We start from the raw sequence: 14,263 nt of genomic DNA, 5'->3' as shown, positions 1-14,263 counted from the left end.
GTGTCCGTTCGCGGAGCGTTCGAGCGTGACGGGTACGTCTTCCCGCTCCGGGTGATGAGCCCGGCTGGTGCCGCCGAGCACCGCGCCGCCTTCGAAGCGATCGAGGCCGAGTATGCACACGATCCCGATGCCACGCGGATCGTGAAGCAGTTCGCCAACATCGTGCTGCCGTTCGTCGACGAGATCATGCGCCTGCCGTCGATCGTCGAGCCGGTCGCGTCGATTCTCGGCGACGATCTCATCGTGATGGGCGCCAATTTCTTCGTGAAGGAGCCGCGGACCCCGGACTTCATCAGCTGGCATCAGGACCTGACGTACTGGGGCTACGACGACGTGTCCGAGGTGACGGCCTGGGTCGCTCTGTCGCCGGCAACGTCTGCCAGCGGCTGTATGCGCTTCGTGCCCGGCAGCCACCATGAACTCGTCGCTCACAGTGACACGTTCGACGAGTCGAACATGTTGTCTCGCGGTCAGGAGGTCGCAGTCGACGTCGACGAGGCCGACGCGGTCGAGGCGATCCTGCGGCCCGGCGAGATGTCGTTGCACCACGGGCATCTCTTCCACGCCTCGAAGCCGAACACGTCGGACGATCGTCGGATCGGACTGGCGCTCCGATTCGTGACGCCGTCGATGAGGCAGGTGTCCGGACAGCAGACGTTCGGTCACCTCGTCGCCGGCGAGGATCGGTTCGGCCACTTCGAATTGCTGCCCCCGGCCACCGATGTCATGGCCGACGTGGACGTCGCCAACGCGCGGCGCGCGCTCGCGATGCAGGACGCGATCGGGTACTCGGGCGCGCCCGCTCCCGGCAAGCGCCCGGGCTGACGTCGATTCGTCCTACGCGGCGAGTACGCGGCCCGGCAGTGCGCCGGTGTGTTCGCCTTCGGCCACGACCACCTCGCCGTTGACCAGCACGTACGGCACGCCGACCGCGTACTGGTGCGGATCTTCGAAGCTGGCCCGATCGGCGACGGTGTCCGGATCGAAGATCGCGATGTCGGCGATGTTGCCGGCGGCGATCACGCCGCGGTCCGACATGCCGAGGCGCGTCGCGACCTGTCCGCTCATCTTGTGCACCGCCTCTTCCATCGTGAGTACGGCGGTGTCGCGGACATACAGGCCGAGCACTCGACTGTGGGCGCCGTAGGAGCGCGGGTGTGGCCGACCGGCGCCGAGCGGACCCGACGCCTGGATCGCCAGTCCGTCCGAACCCATCATGCCCATCGGATGCCGGAGGAACGACTTCATGTCCTCCTCGGTGCGGTAGTAGAAGATGATCCGCAGCTTCGCCTCGTCGCGTTCCATCAGGGTGAGTGCGGCATCGATCGGTTCGAGGCCCATCTTCTCGCCCGCCTGCTCGAACGACATGCCTTCGAACTCGCTGACCTCGCGCGTGTGTGCGGCACTGACCTGGAGTCGGTCCCACAACCACGGCCAGCCTCGGAACAGCCCCTCTTCGAGCATGTCGGCCCGGATCCGGGCGCGTTCGTTCGGGTTGCGCAGCCGTTGCAGGAGTGCCTGCGTCCCGCCGGACTGCGCCCACGTCGGGATGCACTGGGCGAACCCGCTGCTGCTCGCCGCGTACGGGTACACGTCGAAGGTCACATCGAACCCGTCGGTGACGGCGTCTTCACAGACGGCGATCACCGTGTCGGCCTGCCCCCAGTAGGGCGGGTCGTTGACCGCCATGTGCGAGACCTGGACCGGCACGTTCGCCCGTCGACCGATGTCGATCGCTTCGGCGACGCCCTTGATGTGCCAGCCGGCCCAGAGTCGGGTGTGGCTGGTGTAGAAGCGGCCGGGGAAGTGCGACATCGCCTCGGCGAGCGCGACGATCTCCTCGGTGTCGCCATAGGCGCTGGGCGTCAGGGTGAGGCCGGTCGAGAGGCCGAACGCGCCCTGCTCCATCGATTCCGACACCAACCGTTGCATGCCCGCGACGTCATCGGCGGTGGCACGGCGGTCTTCGAACCCGACCACGGCGCCACGGACGGCACCGTGACCGACCAGCGGCGCGACGTTCATGCCGAGCCCGCGTTCGGCAGCGAAGTCGCGGTAGCCGGCCAGGTCGCTCCAGACCCAGTCGACCGACTCGCCGTGGAGTCCGCTGCTCAGCAGTTCGCGGAGCTCGTCGGCATGATCGGGGGCGACCGGGTAGGGGCTGTATCCGCAGTTGCCGCTGACCTCGGTCGTGACGCCCTGGCGGATCTTGCTCATGCCGAACGGCTCGACGAGCAGGGTCAGGTCCGAGTGTGTGTGGATGTCGATGAATCCGGGGGAGACCACCATGCCCGTTGCGTCGATCGTGCGGCCGGCCTCGGCCTGGGCGAGGTCGCCGACCGCGACGATCCGCTCACCGTTGATCGCGACATCCGCAGCGAAGGCGGGTTGTCCGGTTCCGTCGACGACGAGGCCGTTGGTGATCAGAACGTCGAACATCGGCATCAGACGACTTCGAAGATCGCCTCGATCTCGACCGCGACCCCGGTGGGGAGTGCGGCGAAGCCGAGTGCACTGCGGGCGTGGTAGCCGAGATCGTCGCCGAACAGTTCGTGCAGCAGGTCGGAGGCGCCGTTGATCACCAGGTGGTGATCGGTGAAGTCGGGTGCCGAGTACACGGCGCCGAGGAGCTTCACGACGCGCAGGCCGTCGAGCGAACCGTGGTGGTGGTGCACCGACCGCAGGATCTTCTCGGCGCAGTCACGGGCTGCCTCGTAGCCCTGCTCGACCGTGACGTCCTTGCCGAGCACGCCCTTGGTGGTCGACACGTGGCCGCTCGTGTGGATGAGTGACCCGCTCTGCACGCACATCGCGAGGTAACCGGATTCGATCGGCGACAAGTCCAATCCCTTGGCGGTGGCGTTGGCCTGTGCTCCCATGATGTGTGCTCGTTTCTCTGTTGGTGGGGGGTGGCCGATCGGTTCGACCGGCCTGAGCGAACATTATAACAATTGCCGCTCGTCGGTCGCCGGTCGGGCCGGCGGGGCCGCAGGTCGTCGGGAGGTGTTACGGAGCCGCGATCGTGCGGCTGCGCTGCTCGCCGAGGCCTTCGATGCCGACGACCATCTCTTGGCCTGCACTGAGGTATCGGGGCGGTGTCTTGCCGAGGCCGACGCCGGCCGGCGTGCCGGTGTTGATGAGGTCGCCCGGTTCGAGCGTCATGAACTGGCTGACGTACCAGATGATGTGGTCGACGCCGAAGATCATGTCGGACGTGTTGCCGGTCTGCTCGCGCTGCCCGTCGACGTCCAGCCACATGTCCTTGGACTGGTGGTCGCCGAGTTCGTCCGGTGTGACGATCCACGGGCCGAGCGGATTGAACGTGTCGCACGACTTGCCCTTGTCCCATTGGCCACCGCGCTCCAGTTGGAACTCGCGTTCGGAGACATCGTTGCCGACCGCATATCCCGCAACGTGGCTGAGTGCCGCTTCGGGGCTGTCGACGTAGCTCGCCTCGCACCCGATGACGACCGCGAGTTCGACCTCCCAGTCGGTCTTCGTCGATGCGCGAGGGATACGGACGTCGTCGTTGGGCCCGACCATGGTGTTCGGTGCCTTCATGAAGATGATCGGCTCGTCGGGGATCGGCATCCCGCCTTCGGCCGCGTGGTTGCGGTAGTTGAGGCCGATGCACACGATCTTGCCGGGTCGACCCATCGGTGCGCCGAGACGCTCGCCCGAGATGTCGACCGGGTCGAGTTCGCCGGCGTCGACGGCTGCGGCGAGACGCTCGAGGCCACCGGATGCGAAGAACGCAGGGTCGAAGTCGTCGGTGACCGGGCGGGCGTCGAGCACGACGTCCGTGCCGGGTTGCATGACGGCAGGGCGTTCGGCCCCCTGATCTCCGTAGCGAAGCAGCTTCATCTGTTGGTCCAACTTCCGTAGGGTCGTCCGGCCAGGGGCACCCGACGGGTGGACCGAGGCGGAGCATCGTCCGTCCGACGATGCCGACCAAGAATATAGCATCCGGCGGCCAACGGCCGCCGGAGCGGTCAGGCGCCGGCGGGGGAGTCGGTGCGCTCGTCGGTCGCGGCCTCGATGTCGGCGCTCATCAGCTCGACCGTCGACTCGAGATGCGTCCGTAGTGCTCTCGCCGCTCCCTCGTGGTCGCCCTGTCGGAGCTTGGCCACCATCTCGCGGTGTTCGGCGTCGGCGCCGTCGTCGCGATGGTCGAGGACGAGGCGTTGGTACCGGGCCGAATGCATCCAGAGCTGATCGATCAGCTTGAGGCGGCGGGGCGAGCCTGCCTTGCGGTAGATCGAGAAATGGAACTCACGGTTGAGCGCCACCACGCCGGCATGGTCGTGGTGCTCGTGGCGGTCGCCGAGGCGGGCGAGGGTTTCCTCCAGGGCGCTGATGTCGTCGTCGGTGAATGCCGACGCACGCCTGACCGCCTCGCCTTCGAGCTCGATACGGATCGTGTAGATGTCGAGCAGGTCGGCCTTGGACAGCGGCGTGACCCACGCCCCGCGATTGTGGACGAAGTTGACGAAGCCTTCGGATTCGAGCGCCCTCAGCGCCTCGCGGACGGGGATGAAACTCGTGCCGCACTGTTCGGCGATCTGCTTGGGGAGCAACTTCGACGCCGGCGGGAAATCGCCGCGGATGATGCCGTCGCGGACGAAGTTGACCACCTGTTCGACGGTGCTGTCCTCGATCGGTGTGGTGGGTGGCGTCATGGGTGGCTGGATCTCGCTGGAAGCTCGGCAAACTACCAGAACCGGTCTGGAACCGTCCTCCGACTCACGTCGCTGATGCCCAGGAACGTCCGGCGCGATGCAAGCATGTCTAGCCTGGCCACTCGTGGCGCCTCCCGACCGTGATCAGCAGCCGACGCACCCCACGCTCATCGCTGCCCTGCTGATGCTGGGGGTCGCGGTGGCGCTCGTGTTGATCGCCGTCGTCGACGTCACGTCGTGATCGCGCCGCCCGCGGTGACGGGGCGTGCGAGACTCGAGTCGACGAACCGCGGGAGGAGCGGCATGAGCGATGACAGTGACCTCGGTGGCGAACCGGCGTGTTGGGCGCATTTCGTCGACGAGCTCGACGTTGCCGACGGCTCGGACGGTCGGCCGCTCGATGGCGTGGAACTGGCCGACCTCGACGAATCCGGAAGCAGCGGCGCGGTCTGGAGCCTGCCTCACGGCGGTGACCTCGATGCCAACGCCGTCTGGCTCCGGCCGGGCGACGCCATCGACGAGCACGTCAACCGTGAGGTCGATGTCCTCGTCGTCGTGTGGCGGGGTGCCGGCGAACTGGCGGTCGACGGTCGGGCACGGTCGCTCCGTCCGGGCGTCGTCGTGCAGGTGCCGCGCGGGAGCCGTCGGCGGATTCGCGCTGCGTCCGAGGGCCTGACCTACCTCAGCGTGCACCGGCGTCGAGACGGTCTGTCGATCACGCGTCGCTGAGCGCATTCGACCAGAACTCGATCCGGTTGCCGACCGGGTCGAACACGTCGAAAACGGGTGATCCGAACCTCGTTCGGATCGGGCCGACCTCGATGCCGTTCGCCCGGATGCTTGCGCGGACCGGATCGAGATCGGGCACCTGCCAGCTCAACGTCACGCCGGCGCCATCGCCGGCGCGGATCGAACTCCGCGCCGCGTCGGCGACGCTGATGAACGCGCCGGGCTGGAGCGCGAACTCGACGAACCAGTCGTTCTCGAACGACACCGGGAGCCCGAGCGTGTCCCGGTAGAACGCGACGGTCTCGTCCCAGCGCACGCAGTAGAGCACGGTGTTCGTCCGCTCGACCTCCAGCATGCGGCAATCCTCGCGCATCACTCGGGACGCCCGCTCGCCGAATAATTGGACAACTGATATCCAGATATCTAACATCCGAGTATGAAGCTGAGCGAAGGCGTCGAATGGTCGTTGCACTGCTGCTCCGTGCTGGGCACGCTGCCCGACGCGGTTGCGCTTCCGAGCGCCAGGCTGGCCGAGTTCCACGAGGTGCCGGCCGCCTACCTGGCCAAGCATCTCCAAGCGCTCAGCCAGGCCGGCATCGTCGAGTCGGTGCCGGGCCGTCACGGTGGCTATCGCCTCGGCCGACCCGCCGGCGAGATCACGCTGCTCGACGTGGTGCTCGCGGTCGACGGTGACGACCCGGCGTTCCGCTGCAGCGAGATCCGCCAGCGCGGACCGAGCGCCGTGGCCCCCGAGCACTATGTCCGACCGTGCGGCATCGCCCGTGCGATGTGGGACGCGGAGACCGCCTGGCGCGACTCGCTGCGCTCCGTGACCATCGGCGACCTCGTCGCCGAACTCGACCGCACGGTCTCACCCGAACAGATCGACAACGCCATCAACTGGCTGGGAAAGGTACTGAGATGAGCAAGATCTTCGTGACGGGCGCCACCGGGGTCCTCGGCCGCCGCGTCGTGCCACGTCTGGTCGATGCCGGACACGACGTCACGGCCGTGGCCCGGACGTCAGCGAAGGCGGCATCGCTGACCGAGCACGGGGCGACCCCCGCCGACGTCGACCTGTTCGATTTCGACGCGATCCGCTCGGCGGTCGCGGGCCACGATGCGATCGCGCACCTCGCCACCAACATCCCGACCGGCGCCTCGGCGATGCGGAAGCGGGGATGGCGCATCAACGACCGGTTGCGTTCGGAGTCGGCGCGGCTCCTGAGTGACGCTGCCGTCGAACTCGGCATCGGACGTTACGTGCAGGAGTCGATCACGTTCTCCTACGTCGATCGTGGGACCGACTGGATCGGCGAGACGACCGAGCAGTCGTTCTTCTGGGGCAACCGCACCACCGTCGATGCCGAGTCCGCGGCAGCGGCGGTCACCGCCGTCGGAGGGGCCGGTGTCGTGCTCCGCTTCGCCATGTTCATGGCCGACGACAGCGCTCACATGCAGACCTACGCCCAGATGGCCGACAAGGGTCTGTGGGGGTTGTTCGGCGACGACGACTCCTACATGTCGTTCGTCGACGTCGACGATGCTGCCGCGGCGGTCGTCGCCGCGCTCCACGCACCGCCCGGGGTCTACAACATCGCCGAAGCCGACCCCCGGCTCCGCGGCGACCACCGTTCGGCGCTGGCTGCGGCGGTCGGTCGCGACGCCCTGCGTACGTTGCCGCTCGTCGAGCGGCTCGCCGGTGCGGCCGGCGAGGGTCTCGCACGCTCCCACCGCATCTCGAGCGAGGCCTTCAGGGCGGTCACATCGTGGGAGCCGACCGGTGCGGCCCTCGAGCAGTGGGGCCGACTCACGTGACCGAGCGCGTGTGGAAACGCATCGCGCTCGGCTACCTGGCCGTCGTCTCGCTCCAGATCGGGGTGTGGGCACAGTTCGCGCCGAAGTCGTTCTACGACGGCTTCCCGGGGCTGGGACGGGCCTGGGTCGACGTCGACGGTCCGTACAACGAACACCTGGTCCGCGACGTCGGCGGGCTGTATCTCGGTCTGGGCGTGTTGATCGTCGCCGCGATCGTGACCCTCGCCCGCTCGATCGTGATCACCGCGAGCGTCGCCGTGCTCGCGAGTGGTGTGCCCCACCTCATCTATCACGTCACGCATCGCGCCGGCCTCGGCGCCGGCGATCTCGCCGCCAGCCTCACGGGCCAGGTGCTCATCGCCGCGATCCCGATCGCGCTCCTCGTCGGCGAGCGTCGACCGGACGAGCGGCGTCCGGACGATCGGCGGCCCGAGGTCGGGTCGGGCGTCACCTGAGCGGGCCTGCTCCGCGCGTTACGGTGCCTGGCGTGAGTACACGAAACATGATCTGGCTCGCTGCCGTCGTGGTCGTCGGCGTCGTGGTGACCCTCGTCGCCGGCATCATCTGGGGTCTGATCGCGGCGGGAGTCACGCTGGTCGCGAGCGAGGTCGTCGAACGCACCCGTCGCCGTCGTCTCCGGCGCGAGCGAGGTGCCGAGGGTTCGGCGCTGCGCGATGCGATCGGGAGCCGTCGCAAGCGTCGTTGATCAGACGACGATGATCAGATGATGAACGGATCGACGGCGTCGGGATCGATGTCGTAGCGCTTGATGGCGTCGGCAACGGTTGCCGCGTCGACCTCGCCGGACTGCATCAGTCCGGTCAACACGCTCACCACCACGTTGCCCATGTCGATCTCGAAGAACCGACGCAACGCTTCGCGCGTGTCGGAGCGGCCCATGCCGTCGGTGCCGAGGATCTCGAACGGACGGTCGTCGGGAACGAACCTGGCGATCTGCTCGGGCACGATCTTCATGAAGTCGCTGACGGCGGTGATCGGGCCCGACGATTGTGACAGCAGCTGCGTCACCTCGGGAACCTCTGGCTGCTCGGTCGGGTGCAGCCGGTTGCGGCGCTCGACCGCCATCGCTTCCTCGCGCAGCGCCTTGTAGCTCGTGGCCGACCAGAGTTCGGCACCGACGTCGTAGTGCTCCGCGAGTTGATCGGCGGCAGCACGGGCGGCGGCGTGCGAGATACCCGAGAACAAGATGGTGGCCCGCTTGGAGGGGCCCTCCGGGGCTTCGGCGAACCGGTAGAGGCCGCGAACGGCGCCCTCTTCGATCTCGGCGACCCGGTCGTCGGGCAGCTCCGGCATCACATAGTTCTCGTTGTAGAGGTTGATGTAGTACATCACGTCGGGGTCGAGATCCCCACCGTTCTCGCGTGACCGAGCGCCGTACATGCGCTCGATGCCGGCTCGGACGATCGCACCGACCTCGTAGGCGAACGCGGGGTCGTATGCCTGAACCGCCGGCACGGTCGAGGCGAGGACGAGCCCGTGGCCGTCCTGGTGCTGGAGGCCTTCGCCGAGCAACGTGGTTCGGCCCGCCGTGGCGGCCATCATGAACCCGCGGGTGCGGATGTCGGCGGCCTGCCAGACGAGGTCGCCGACGCGCTGGAACCCGAACATCGAATAGAAGGTGTAGAACGGGATCATCGGTACGCCACGCGTGGCATAGCTGGTTCCGGCTGCGATGAAGCTCGACATCGAGCCGGCCTCGGTGATGCCCTCTTCGAGGATCTGTCCGTCGGAGTCTTCGGCGTACGACAGCAGCAGGTCGTGGTCGACCGGCTCGTACTTCTGACCCTGGCTGGCGTAGATCTCGAGCTCGCGGAACAGGGCGTCCATGCCGAACGTCCGGGCCTCGTCGGGGATGATCGGCACGATCCGTTTGCCGACGTTCTCGTCGCGGCACAGGTTGCGCAACAGGCGCGTGAAGCCCATGGTCGTCGAGACCTCTTGCTTGCCGGAGCCGGCACGCATCTCCTCGAAGGCGTCGGGCTCCGGCAGTTCGAGCGGACGCCGGGCCGTCGTGGTGCGCTTGGGCAGCGATCCGCCGAGCGCTCGGCGGCGCTCCATCATGTACTGGTACTCGATCGAGTCCTCGGCCGGCCGGAAGTACGGCGGGTCGTCGGCCTCGATCAGTTCTTCGGGGATCTCGTCGTGGAGGTGCAACCGATCGCGCAGGTCGAGCAGCTGCTGCTTGGTCATCTTCTTGATCGAGTGGGTCGAGTTGCGACCTTCGAAGCCGGGGCCGAGGGTCCAGCCCTTGACCGTCTTCGCGAGGATCACGGTCGGTCGGCTCGAGCCGAGGTTCTCGGTGGCCGCCTTGTACGCGGCGTAGAGCTTCTTGTAGTCGTGGCCGCCGCGCGGGAGGCTGCGCAGCTCGTCATCGGACAGGTCGGAGACCATCGCCCGCAGGCGCGGGTCGGGGCCGAAGAAGTGTTCGCGGATGTAGTCGCCGCTCTCGACGGCGTACCGCTGGAACTCGCCGTCGACGGTGTTGTTCATCTTGTTGAGCAACACACCGTCTTTGTCCTTGGCGAGCAGTTCGTCCCACTTGGAGCCCCAGACGACCTTGATCACGTTCCAGCCGGCACCGCGGAACACGGCCTCGAGCTCCTGGATGACCTTGCCGTTGCCGCGGACCGGACCGTCGAGTCGCTGCAGGTTGCAGTTGACGACGAAGACGAGGTTGTCGAGCTGCTCGCGTGAGGCGAGCGAGATCGCCCCGAGGGTCTCGGGCTCGTCGCACTCGCCGTCACCGAGGAACGCCCACACCCGGCTGCCCGACGTGTCGTCGAGCTTGCGGTTCTGGAGGTAGCGGTTGAAACGGGCGTGATAGAGCGCGGTGATCGGCCCGAGGCCCATCGACACCGTGGGGAACTCCCAGAAGTCGGGCATCAGGCGCGGGTGCGGGTAGCTCGACAGCCCGCGACCGCCACGGCCGATCTCCTGGCGGAAGTGGTCGAGGTCGTCGTCGGTCATCCGGCCTTCGAGGTAGGCGCGGGCGTAGACACCGGGCGCGGCATGGCCCTGGAAGTACACGTGGTCGCCGGGCTCGTCGTCCTTGCCGCGGAAGAAGTGGTTGAAGCCGATCTCGTACAGGGCTGCGGAACTCGCGAAGGTCGAGAGGTGGCCGCCGATGCCGTCGGCGTGCTTGTTCGCCTTGATCACCATCATGGCTGCGTTCCAGCGGATGAACGCACGGATGCGCCGCTCGATGTGCTCGTCGCCGGGGAAGAACGGCTCCTGCTCACGGGGGATCGTGTTGATGTACGGGGTGCTCACGGTTGCCGGGAAGCTGACCTGGCTGGCGTTCGCCCGGTCGAGGAGCTGGCTCAGCAGGAACCGCGCCCGTGTCTTGCCGTGGACGTCGACGACCGCGTCGAGTGAGTCCAACCACTCCTGGGTCTCGACCGGGTCGATGTCGGGCAGCTGATGCACGAAGCCGTCGAAGATCATGGGGGGCATTCTCGCAGAGTTACCGATGGGTACCACCGGGAGCAGCGAATTCGCCGCGGTCGGTCAACCGGTGGGACCGTCGGTCGCGGTTCGTGTGTCGAGTACGCGGAACGGCACGACCGGGTCGAACGGACCGTCGACCGTTCCCATCATGTCGACCACGAGATGGGTGCCCGTGAGCGAGAACACGCAGACGAACCCGTCGGCGTCGGTCGCCGCGATGCTCGCGTTCGACACGACGAGCCCCGGACGGGTGTTGAGGCTCGAGCTCGTCGGCACCTCATCGGTGCACGGATACACCGTCAGGAAGCCGGGGTCGTCGGTGTCGACGCCGGTGACATTGACCACGATGCCTGCGGCGGGCTCGAACCCGCCGGCGGTGGCGTCGAGTCGGACGATCTCACCCGCCGCGACCTTGGTGCCGGTGGTGCGGGTGTCGAGCATGCGAACGGCCCGGTCGGCACGCACGGCCGGTTGCGCTTGGTCGGAGGACGCCTCGACGACCCCGAACAGATCGACGATCACGTGGGTGTCGGCCAATGTGGTCACGCAGATCCGGCCGTCGGCGTCGGGTTCGACGATCGCCAGGTTCGGGACGGCGAATCCGTCGTTGTAGTTGACGTTCGACGTGTCGGACCCGGCGCCGCACGTGCCCACGCGCAGCCAGCCGGGCGCAGTCGCCTCGGTCGCCGTGACCACGACCGCGACGGCCGCGGCGTCGCCGGAGTACCCGATCTCGTCGCGGATCGTGTCGAGGTCGAGTTCGATCGTGTCGCCGGCCGGCACCGGGGCGCGGTCGGCACGCTCGCGGGTGTCGAGCCAACGGGTCGGCGTGGGCGCGATGAAGCCCTCGTCGGCCCGGAACAGCCCCGTCACGTCGACGATCAGGTTGGTGGCGACCCGTGTGGTGACGCAGAAGTCGCCCAGGTCGTCGAGTGGGACGATCCCGGCGTGGGCCGCCACCTCGCCGCGGCGATGGTTGTGCATCGACACCGTGGGCGGTGGGCCGTCGCACGGGTGGAGGGTGATGAAGCCGACGGTGCGCGGGTCGGTGGTCGTGACGTTGACGGCTGCGGCGACGGCGCCGTCGGCGTTCGGAACCCTGATGCGGGTGGTCGAGCCATCGGCCACGGTGGTGGCGACCCGGTCGACGGACGCGCGGATCAGGTTGGCGAAGAGTTCGGCGCCGGTGTTGTTCAGGTGGATCGCGTCATAGGTGATGTCGGACCGGTCGGCGATCGCAGCCCAGTCGACGAGGTGGAGGTTGGGGTGTCGCTCCAGGGCCTGCTCGAGCAGGTCGTTGACGATGGGGAAGTACCACGAGTACGGCTGGATCTGGCGCCACCCGGACGGCGAGACGAACTCACGCTTCACCTCGCGGAGGGTCACCCAGTGGACGTGTTCGACCCCCGCCGCGGTGAGGGTCGCGATCATCGAATCGACCTCGCGGACGAACCGGTCGTGGTCCCAGTACGGGAAGTTGTAGCCGGCGGCGATCACCACGTGGTCGCCGAACCACTCCGGGTTGGTGGCGATGCGCGGGGCGACGAAGTTGCGCTCCATCTGGCCGACCATCTCGGCCGGTTCGCCGTCGACCCGGACCTGCCAGTCGGCGGGGAACGCACGGGGGAGTGCGTACTCGGCGCCGAGGCCGACCGAGTCGGTGAACATGGTGACCCGTCGGCTTCGGGGCGTCTCGGCGGTGACGTCGGTCGAGGTGCCGCCGACGCCGACGGCGGTGGTCAGCAGCACGACCGCTGTGACCAGTCGGCGGTTCACCCGGGGACCCACCAGCCGCTGGTATCGAAGATCGTCGACGTCGCCGATCGAGCGAAGATGCAGAGCCGACCGTCGGCGGAGATCCCGGTGGTCAGGGAGTTGCCGAGCACGTCGCCCTGCAGCCCGGTCACGTTGGCGGTGTCGGGCTGCACCCCGCAACCCCACGCCCGCAGGAACCCGGGACGCATCGGCGAGACCAGCGTCAGGGTGCCGCTGACCGCCTGGGCGCCGGCGGGAGCGACCCGAGCGTCGATCGTCTGGAACTGCCCGTGGATCGGGCTCCACCCTCCGATGCCGACCCGCGTGTCGATCATGCGGGTTGGCCGCGCCGGCTGGAATACGAGTTCGGCGTCGGCGGCGAAGGTGCCGGTGAGATCGACCGTCACGTCGGTGTCCGAGAGTGCGTAGACGCAGATCGTGCCCTCGTCGCTGACCGGCACGATCGCGGTGCCCGAGATCACCTCGTTCGGCTGGTAGTTGACCGTCGCGACGGTCGGTACCTCGTCGGAACAGGGGTAGGCGGTGAGGAACCCGAACGTGTCGGTGAACACGGCGGTGAGGCTGATCGCGACGGCGTCGGCGCCGTCGGGGACGTCGATCTCGAGCGTCTCCCGGCGACCGGTCTCGCGTGTGTCGACCAGACGCCGGGGCGTGTCGAGCGGGTCGAATCGCAACGTTTCGTCGGTGATCGGCACGAACGCTGCCTGGAGGTCGACGAGGAGGTCGGCCTCGGCCAGCGTGTAGAGGCAGAACGTGCCGTGGTCGGAAATCGGGGTGATCGCCACGGCGCCGCGCGTCTGACCAGCGGTGTGGTTGGCGGCCGACGCCTCGGGGCGGCCGGTCGAGCACTCGTACGCGGTGAGGAAACCCGGTCCGGTCGTGTTGGTCGCGGACACGTAGGCAGCGATCGCGGTGGTGCCGTCGGGGACGTGTTCGGACACGTCGATCTCGATCGCGGTGTCGGCGGCGACGGTGCCGGGTGCGTCGTCACGTGTGTCGATCACGCGCAGCGGTCCGATCGGCACGACACCGGTCGTCGCGCCGGTCGCTGCGGCGAGCCCGGCATCGCCGCCGACCCGGCTGCCCGCCACGAGGTCGGCGCTGAACTCGTGGGCCATCAGCTGGGAACGTGTCCGGTACCCATCGACGGAGAGGTGGGTGTTGTCGCCCGAACGGAACCCGCCGGCGGCCATCACCTGCGGCCAGTCCCAGGTGAAGAAGTCGTCGCGTTCCCCGGCGATCTGGTGCAGCGCGAGGTTCCAGGTGTCGGCCTGATGGCGGTACAGCGGATGGCGGGTGATCTGCGGCCACCAGATCCGGCGCCCCGGTCCGATCTCGTCGACCAGGTGCATGATCGCGTTGCGGGCGCAGGCGAGGTCGACATCGCAGCGCCCCGAGTCGTTGGCGCCCAGGTTGACCAGCACGTTCGGTGCGTCCCAGCCCTCCTGCCGCCACCGCTCGATCCAATACGTCGACTTCGCCTCGATCGAGTTCGTGCTGAAGTAGCCGGTCGTGTAGCCGACACCGGCACGAGCGCGGATCGGACCCCACCCGTGCTCGGCCAGGCGGGTCGCGATCGTCGGACCGAAGACGACGGAACCCTGGAGGACCGAATCGCCGAGCACGGTGACGGCGCCGTGGACCCGGGTGGTCGAATCACCGATCTGGTTCGCGAGCGCGGCGTGGGCCGGAGTCGACGCCGGGCTCAGGACCGCAGTGGACGCCACGGTCACGACGAGTGCGAGCCCCAGGCGGGGGGTCCGACGGATTCGTGGCACGCCACCGACGATACT

14 protein-coding genes are annotated in these 14,263 nt (G+C 68.0%); 6 read left to right on the top strand and 8 right to left on the bottom strand.

Features of this window, described 5'->3' with window-relative positions; genetic code table 11:
* Positions 1-825: a phytanoyl-CoA dioxygenase family protein gene (locus R8G01_06160; GenBank protein ID MDW3213558.1), complete on the top strand. Its 825-nt coding sequence runs from the start codon at positions 1-3 to the stop codon at positions 823-825.
* Between the two features lie 12 nt (positions 826-837).
* Here R8G01_06160 and R8G01_06155 read toward each other — a convergent pair whose 3' ends face one another.
* The 4 genes from R8G01_06155 to R8G01_06140 all read right to left on the bottom strand — a co-directional run bounded on the left by R8G01_06155 (position 838) and on the right by R8G01_06140 (position 4,679).
* A complete protein-coding gene (locus R8G01_06155; protein ID MDW3213557.1) occupies positions 838-2,445 on the bottom strand; it encodes a D-aminoacylase in 1,608 nt (535 codons plus the stop codon).
* Positions 2,445-2,879 carry a RidA family protein gene (locus R8G01_06150; GenBank protein MDW3213556.1) on the bottom strand — a complete coding sequence of 145 codons (435 nt, stop codon included), beginning with the start codon at positions 2,877-2,879 and terminating at the stop codon, positions 2,445-2,447. Before R8G01_06150 ends, R8G01_06155 begins: the two co-directional genes overlap by 1 nt.
* 127 nt (positions 2,880-3,006) lie before the next feature.
* The gene (locus tag R8G01_06145) at positions 3,007-3,864 is read right to left on the bottom strand and encodes a fumarylacetoacetate hydrolase family protein (protein MDW3213555.1); all 858 of its coding nucleotides are present in this window, start codon (positions 3,862-3,864) and stop codon (positions 3,007-3,009) included.
* A gap of 128 nt (positions 3,865-3,992) precedes the next feature.
* On the bottom strand, positions 3,993-4,679 hold the full coding sequence (locus R8G01_06140; protein MDW3213554.1) for a GntR family transcriptional regulator: 687 nt from the start codon (positions 4,677-4,679) through the stop codon (positions 3,993-3,995).
* Positions 4,680-4,982: 303 nt separating this feature from the next.
* Between R8G01_06140 and R8G01_06135 the strand changes: the two genes are divergently transcribed.
* Complete coding sequence (locus R8G01_06135; protein ID MDW3213553.1) at positions 4,983-5,408, top strand: cupin domain-containing protein; 426 nt, start codon at positions 4,983-4,985, stop codon at positions 5,406-5,408.
* On the opposite strand, the gene R8G01_06130 is transcribed toward R8G01_06135, so the two are convergent.
* Positions 5,395-5,763 (bottom strand): VOC family protein, encoded by a 369-nt coding sequence (locus tag R8G01_06130; GenBank protein ID MDW3213552.1) that lies wholly within the window; start codon positions 5,761-5,763, stop codon positions 5,395-5,397. The two genes, R8G01_06135 and R8G01_06130, sit on opposite strands and share 14 nt — an antisense overlap.
* A gap of 81 nt (positions 5,764-5,844) precedes the next feature.
* On the opposite strand from R8G01_06130, the gene R8G01_06125 reads away from it, so the two are divergent.
* From R8G01_06125 to R8G01_06110, 4 genes are read left to right on the top strand one after another with little or no spacing between them, the layout of a single operon-like run.
* Entirely contained in the window at positions 5,845-6,333 is a 489-nt protein-coding gene (locus R8G01_06125) for an Rrf2 family transcriptional regulator (protein MDW3213551.1), read from the top strand.
* The gene (locus R8G01_06120; protein ID MDW3213550.1) at positions 6,330-7,226 is read left to right on the top strand and encodes an NAD(P)H-binding protein; all 897 of its coding nucleotides are present in this window, start codon (positions 6,330-6,332) and stop codon (positions 7,224-7,226) included. Before R8G01_06125 ends, R8G01_06120 begins: the two co-directional genes overlap by 4 nt.
* Entirely contained in the window at positions 7,223-7,681 is a 459-nt protein-coding gene (locus R8G01_06115; protein MDW3213549.1) for a DUF4345 family protein, read from the top strand. Before R8G01_06120 ends, R8G01_06115 begins: the two co-directional genes overlap by 4 nt.
* 32 nt (positions 7,682-7,713) lie before the next feature.
* Positions 7,714-7,932, top strand: coding sequence for a hypothetical protein (locus R8G01_06110; GenBank protein MDW3213548.1), 219 nt, complete (start codon positions 7,714-7,716; stop codon positions 7,930-7,932).
* A 14-nt stretch (positions 7,933-7,946) separates the two neighbouring features.
* Here R8G01_06110 and aceE read toward each other — a convergent pair whose 3' ends face one another.
* The 3 genes from aceE to R8G01_06095 all read right to left on the bottom strand — a co-directional run bounded on the left by aceE (position 7,947) and on the right by R8G01_06095 (position 14,248).
* Positions 7,947-10,691 carry a pyruvate dehydrogenase (acetyl-transferring), homodimeric type gene (aceE, locus tag R8G01_06105; protein ID MDW3213547.1) on the bottom strand — a complete coding sequence of 915 codons (2,745 nt, stop codon included), beginning with the start codon at positions 10,689-10,691 and terminating at the stop codon, positions 7,947-7,949.
* A 63-nt stretch (positions 10,692-10,754) separates the two neighbouring features.
* Positions 10,755-12,470: a hypothetical protein gene (locus R8G01_06100; GenBank protein ID MDW3213546.1), complete on the bottom strand. Its 1,716-nt coding sequence runs from the start codon at positions 12,468-12,470 to the stop codon at positions 10,755-10,757.
* A complete protein-coding gene (locus tag R8G01_06095; protein ID MDW3213545.1) occupies positions 12,467-14,248 on the bottom strand; it encodes an SGNH/GDSL hydrolase family protein in 1,782 nt (593 codons plus the stop codon). The genes R8G01_06100 and R8G01_06095 overlap by 4 nt, the downstream gene beginning before the upstream one ends.
* Between the last annotated feature and the right edge of the window lie 15 nt (positions 14,249-14,263).

This window comes from Ilumatobacteraceae bacterium (assembly GCA_033344875.1).
GTDB lineage: Bacteria > Actinomycetota > Acidimicrobiia > Acidimicrobiales > Ilumatobacteraceae > Ilumatobacter.
The sequence above is the reverse complement of the archived record's forward strand: the minus strand, read 5'-3'. Positions and strand labels throughout refer to the sequence as shown.

Bases quoted from the DNA above. Each gene is read 5' to 3' on its own strand.
- R8G01_06155 (MDW3213557.1), bottom strand. From the start codon at position 2,445: ATGCCGATGTTCGACGTTCTGATCACCAACGGCCTCGTCGTCGACGGA.
- R8G01_06150 (MDW3213556.1), bottom strand. From the start codon at position 2,879: ATGGGAGCACAGGCCAACGCCACCGCCAAGGGATTGGACTTGTCGCCG.
- R8G01_06145 (MDW3213555.1), bottom strand. From the start codon at position 3,864: ATGAAGCTGCTTCGCTACGGAGATCAGGGGGCCGAACGCCCTGCCGTC.
- R8G01_06140 (MDW3213554.1), bottom strand. From the start codon at position 4,679: ATGACGCCACCCACCACACCGATCGAGGACAGCACCGTCGAACAGGTG.
- R8G01_06135 (MDW3213553.1), top strand. From the start codon at position 4,983: ATGAGCGATGACAGTGACCTCGGTGGCGAACCGGCGTGTTGGGCGCAT.
- R8G01_06130 (MDW3213552.1), bottom strand. From the start codon at position 5,763: ATGCTGGAGGTCGAGCGGACGAACACCGTGCTCTACTGCGTGCGCTGG.
- R8G01_06125 (MDW3213551.1), top strand. From the start codon at position 5,845: ATGAAGCTGAGCGAAGGCGTCGAATGGTCGTTGCACTGCTGCTCCGTG.
- R8G01_06120 (MDW3213550.1), top strand. From the start codon at position 6,330: ATGAGCAAGATCTTCGTGACGGGCGCCACCGGGGTCCTCGGCCGCCGC.
- aceE (MDW3213547.1), bottom strand. From the start codon at position 10,691: ATGATCTTCGACGGCTTCGTGCATCAGCTGCCCGACATCGACCCGGTC.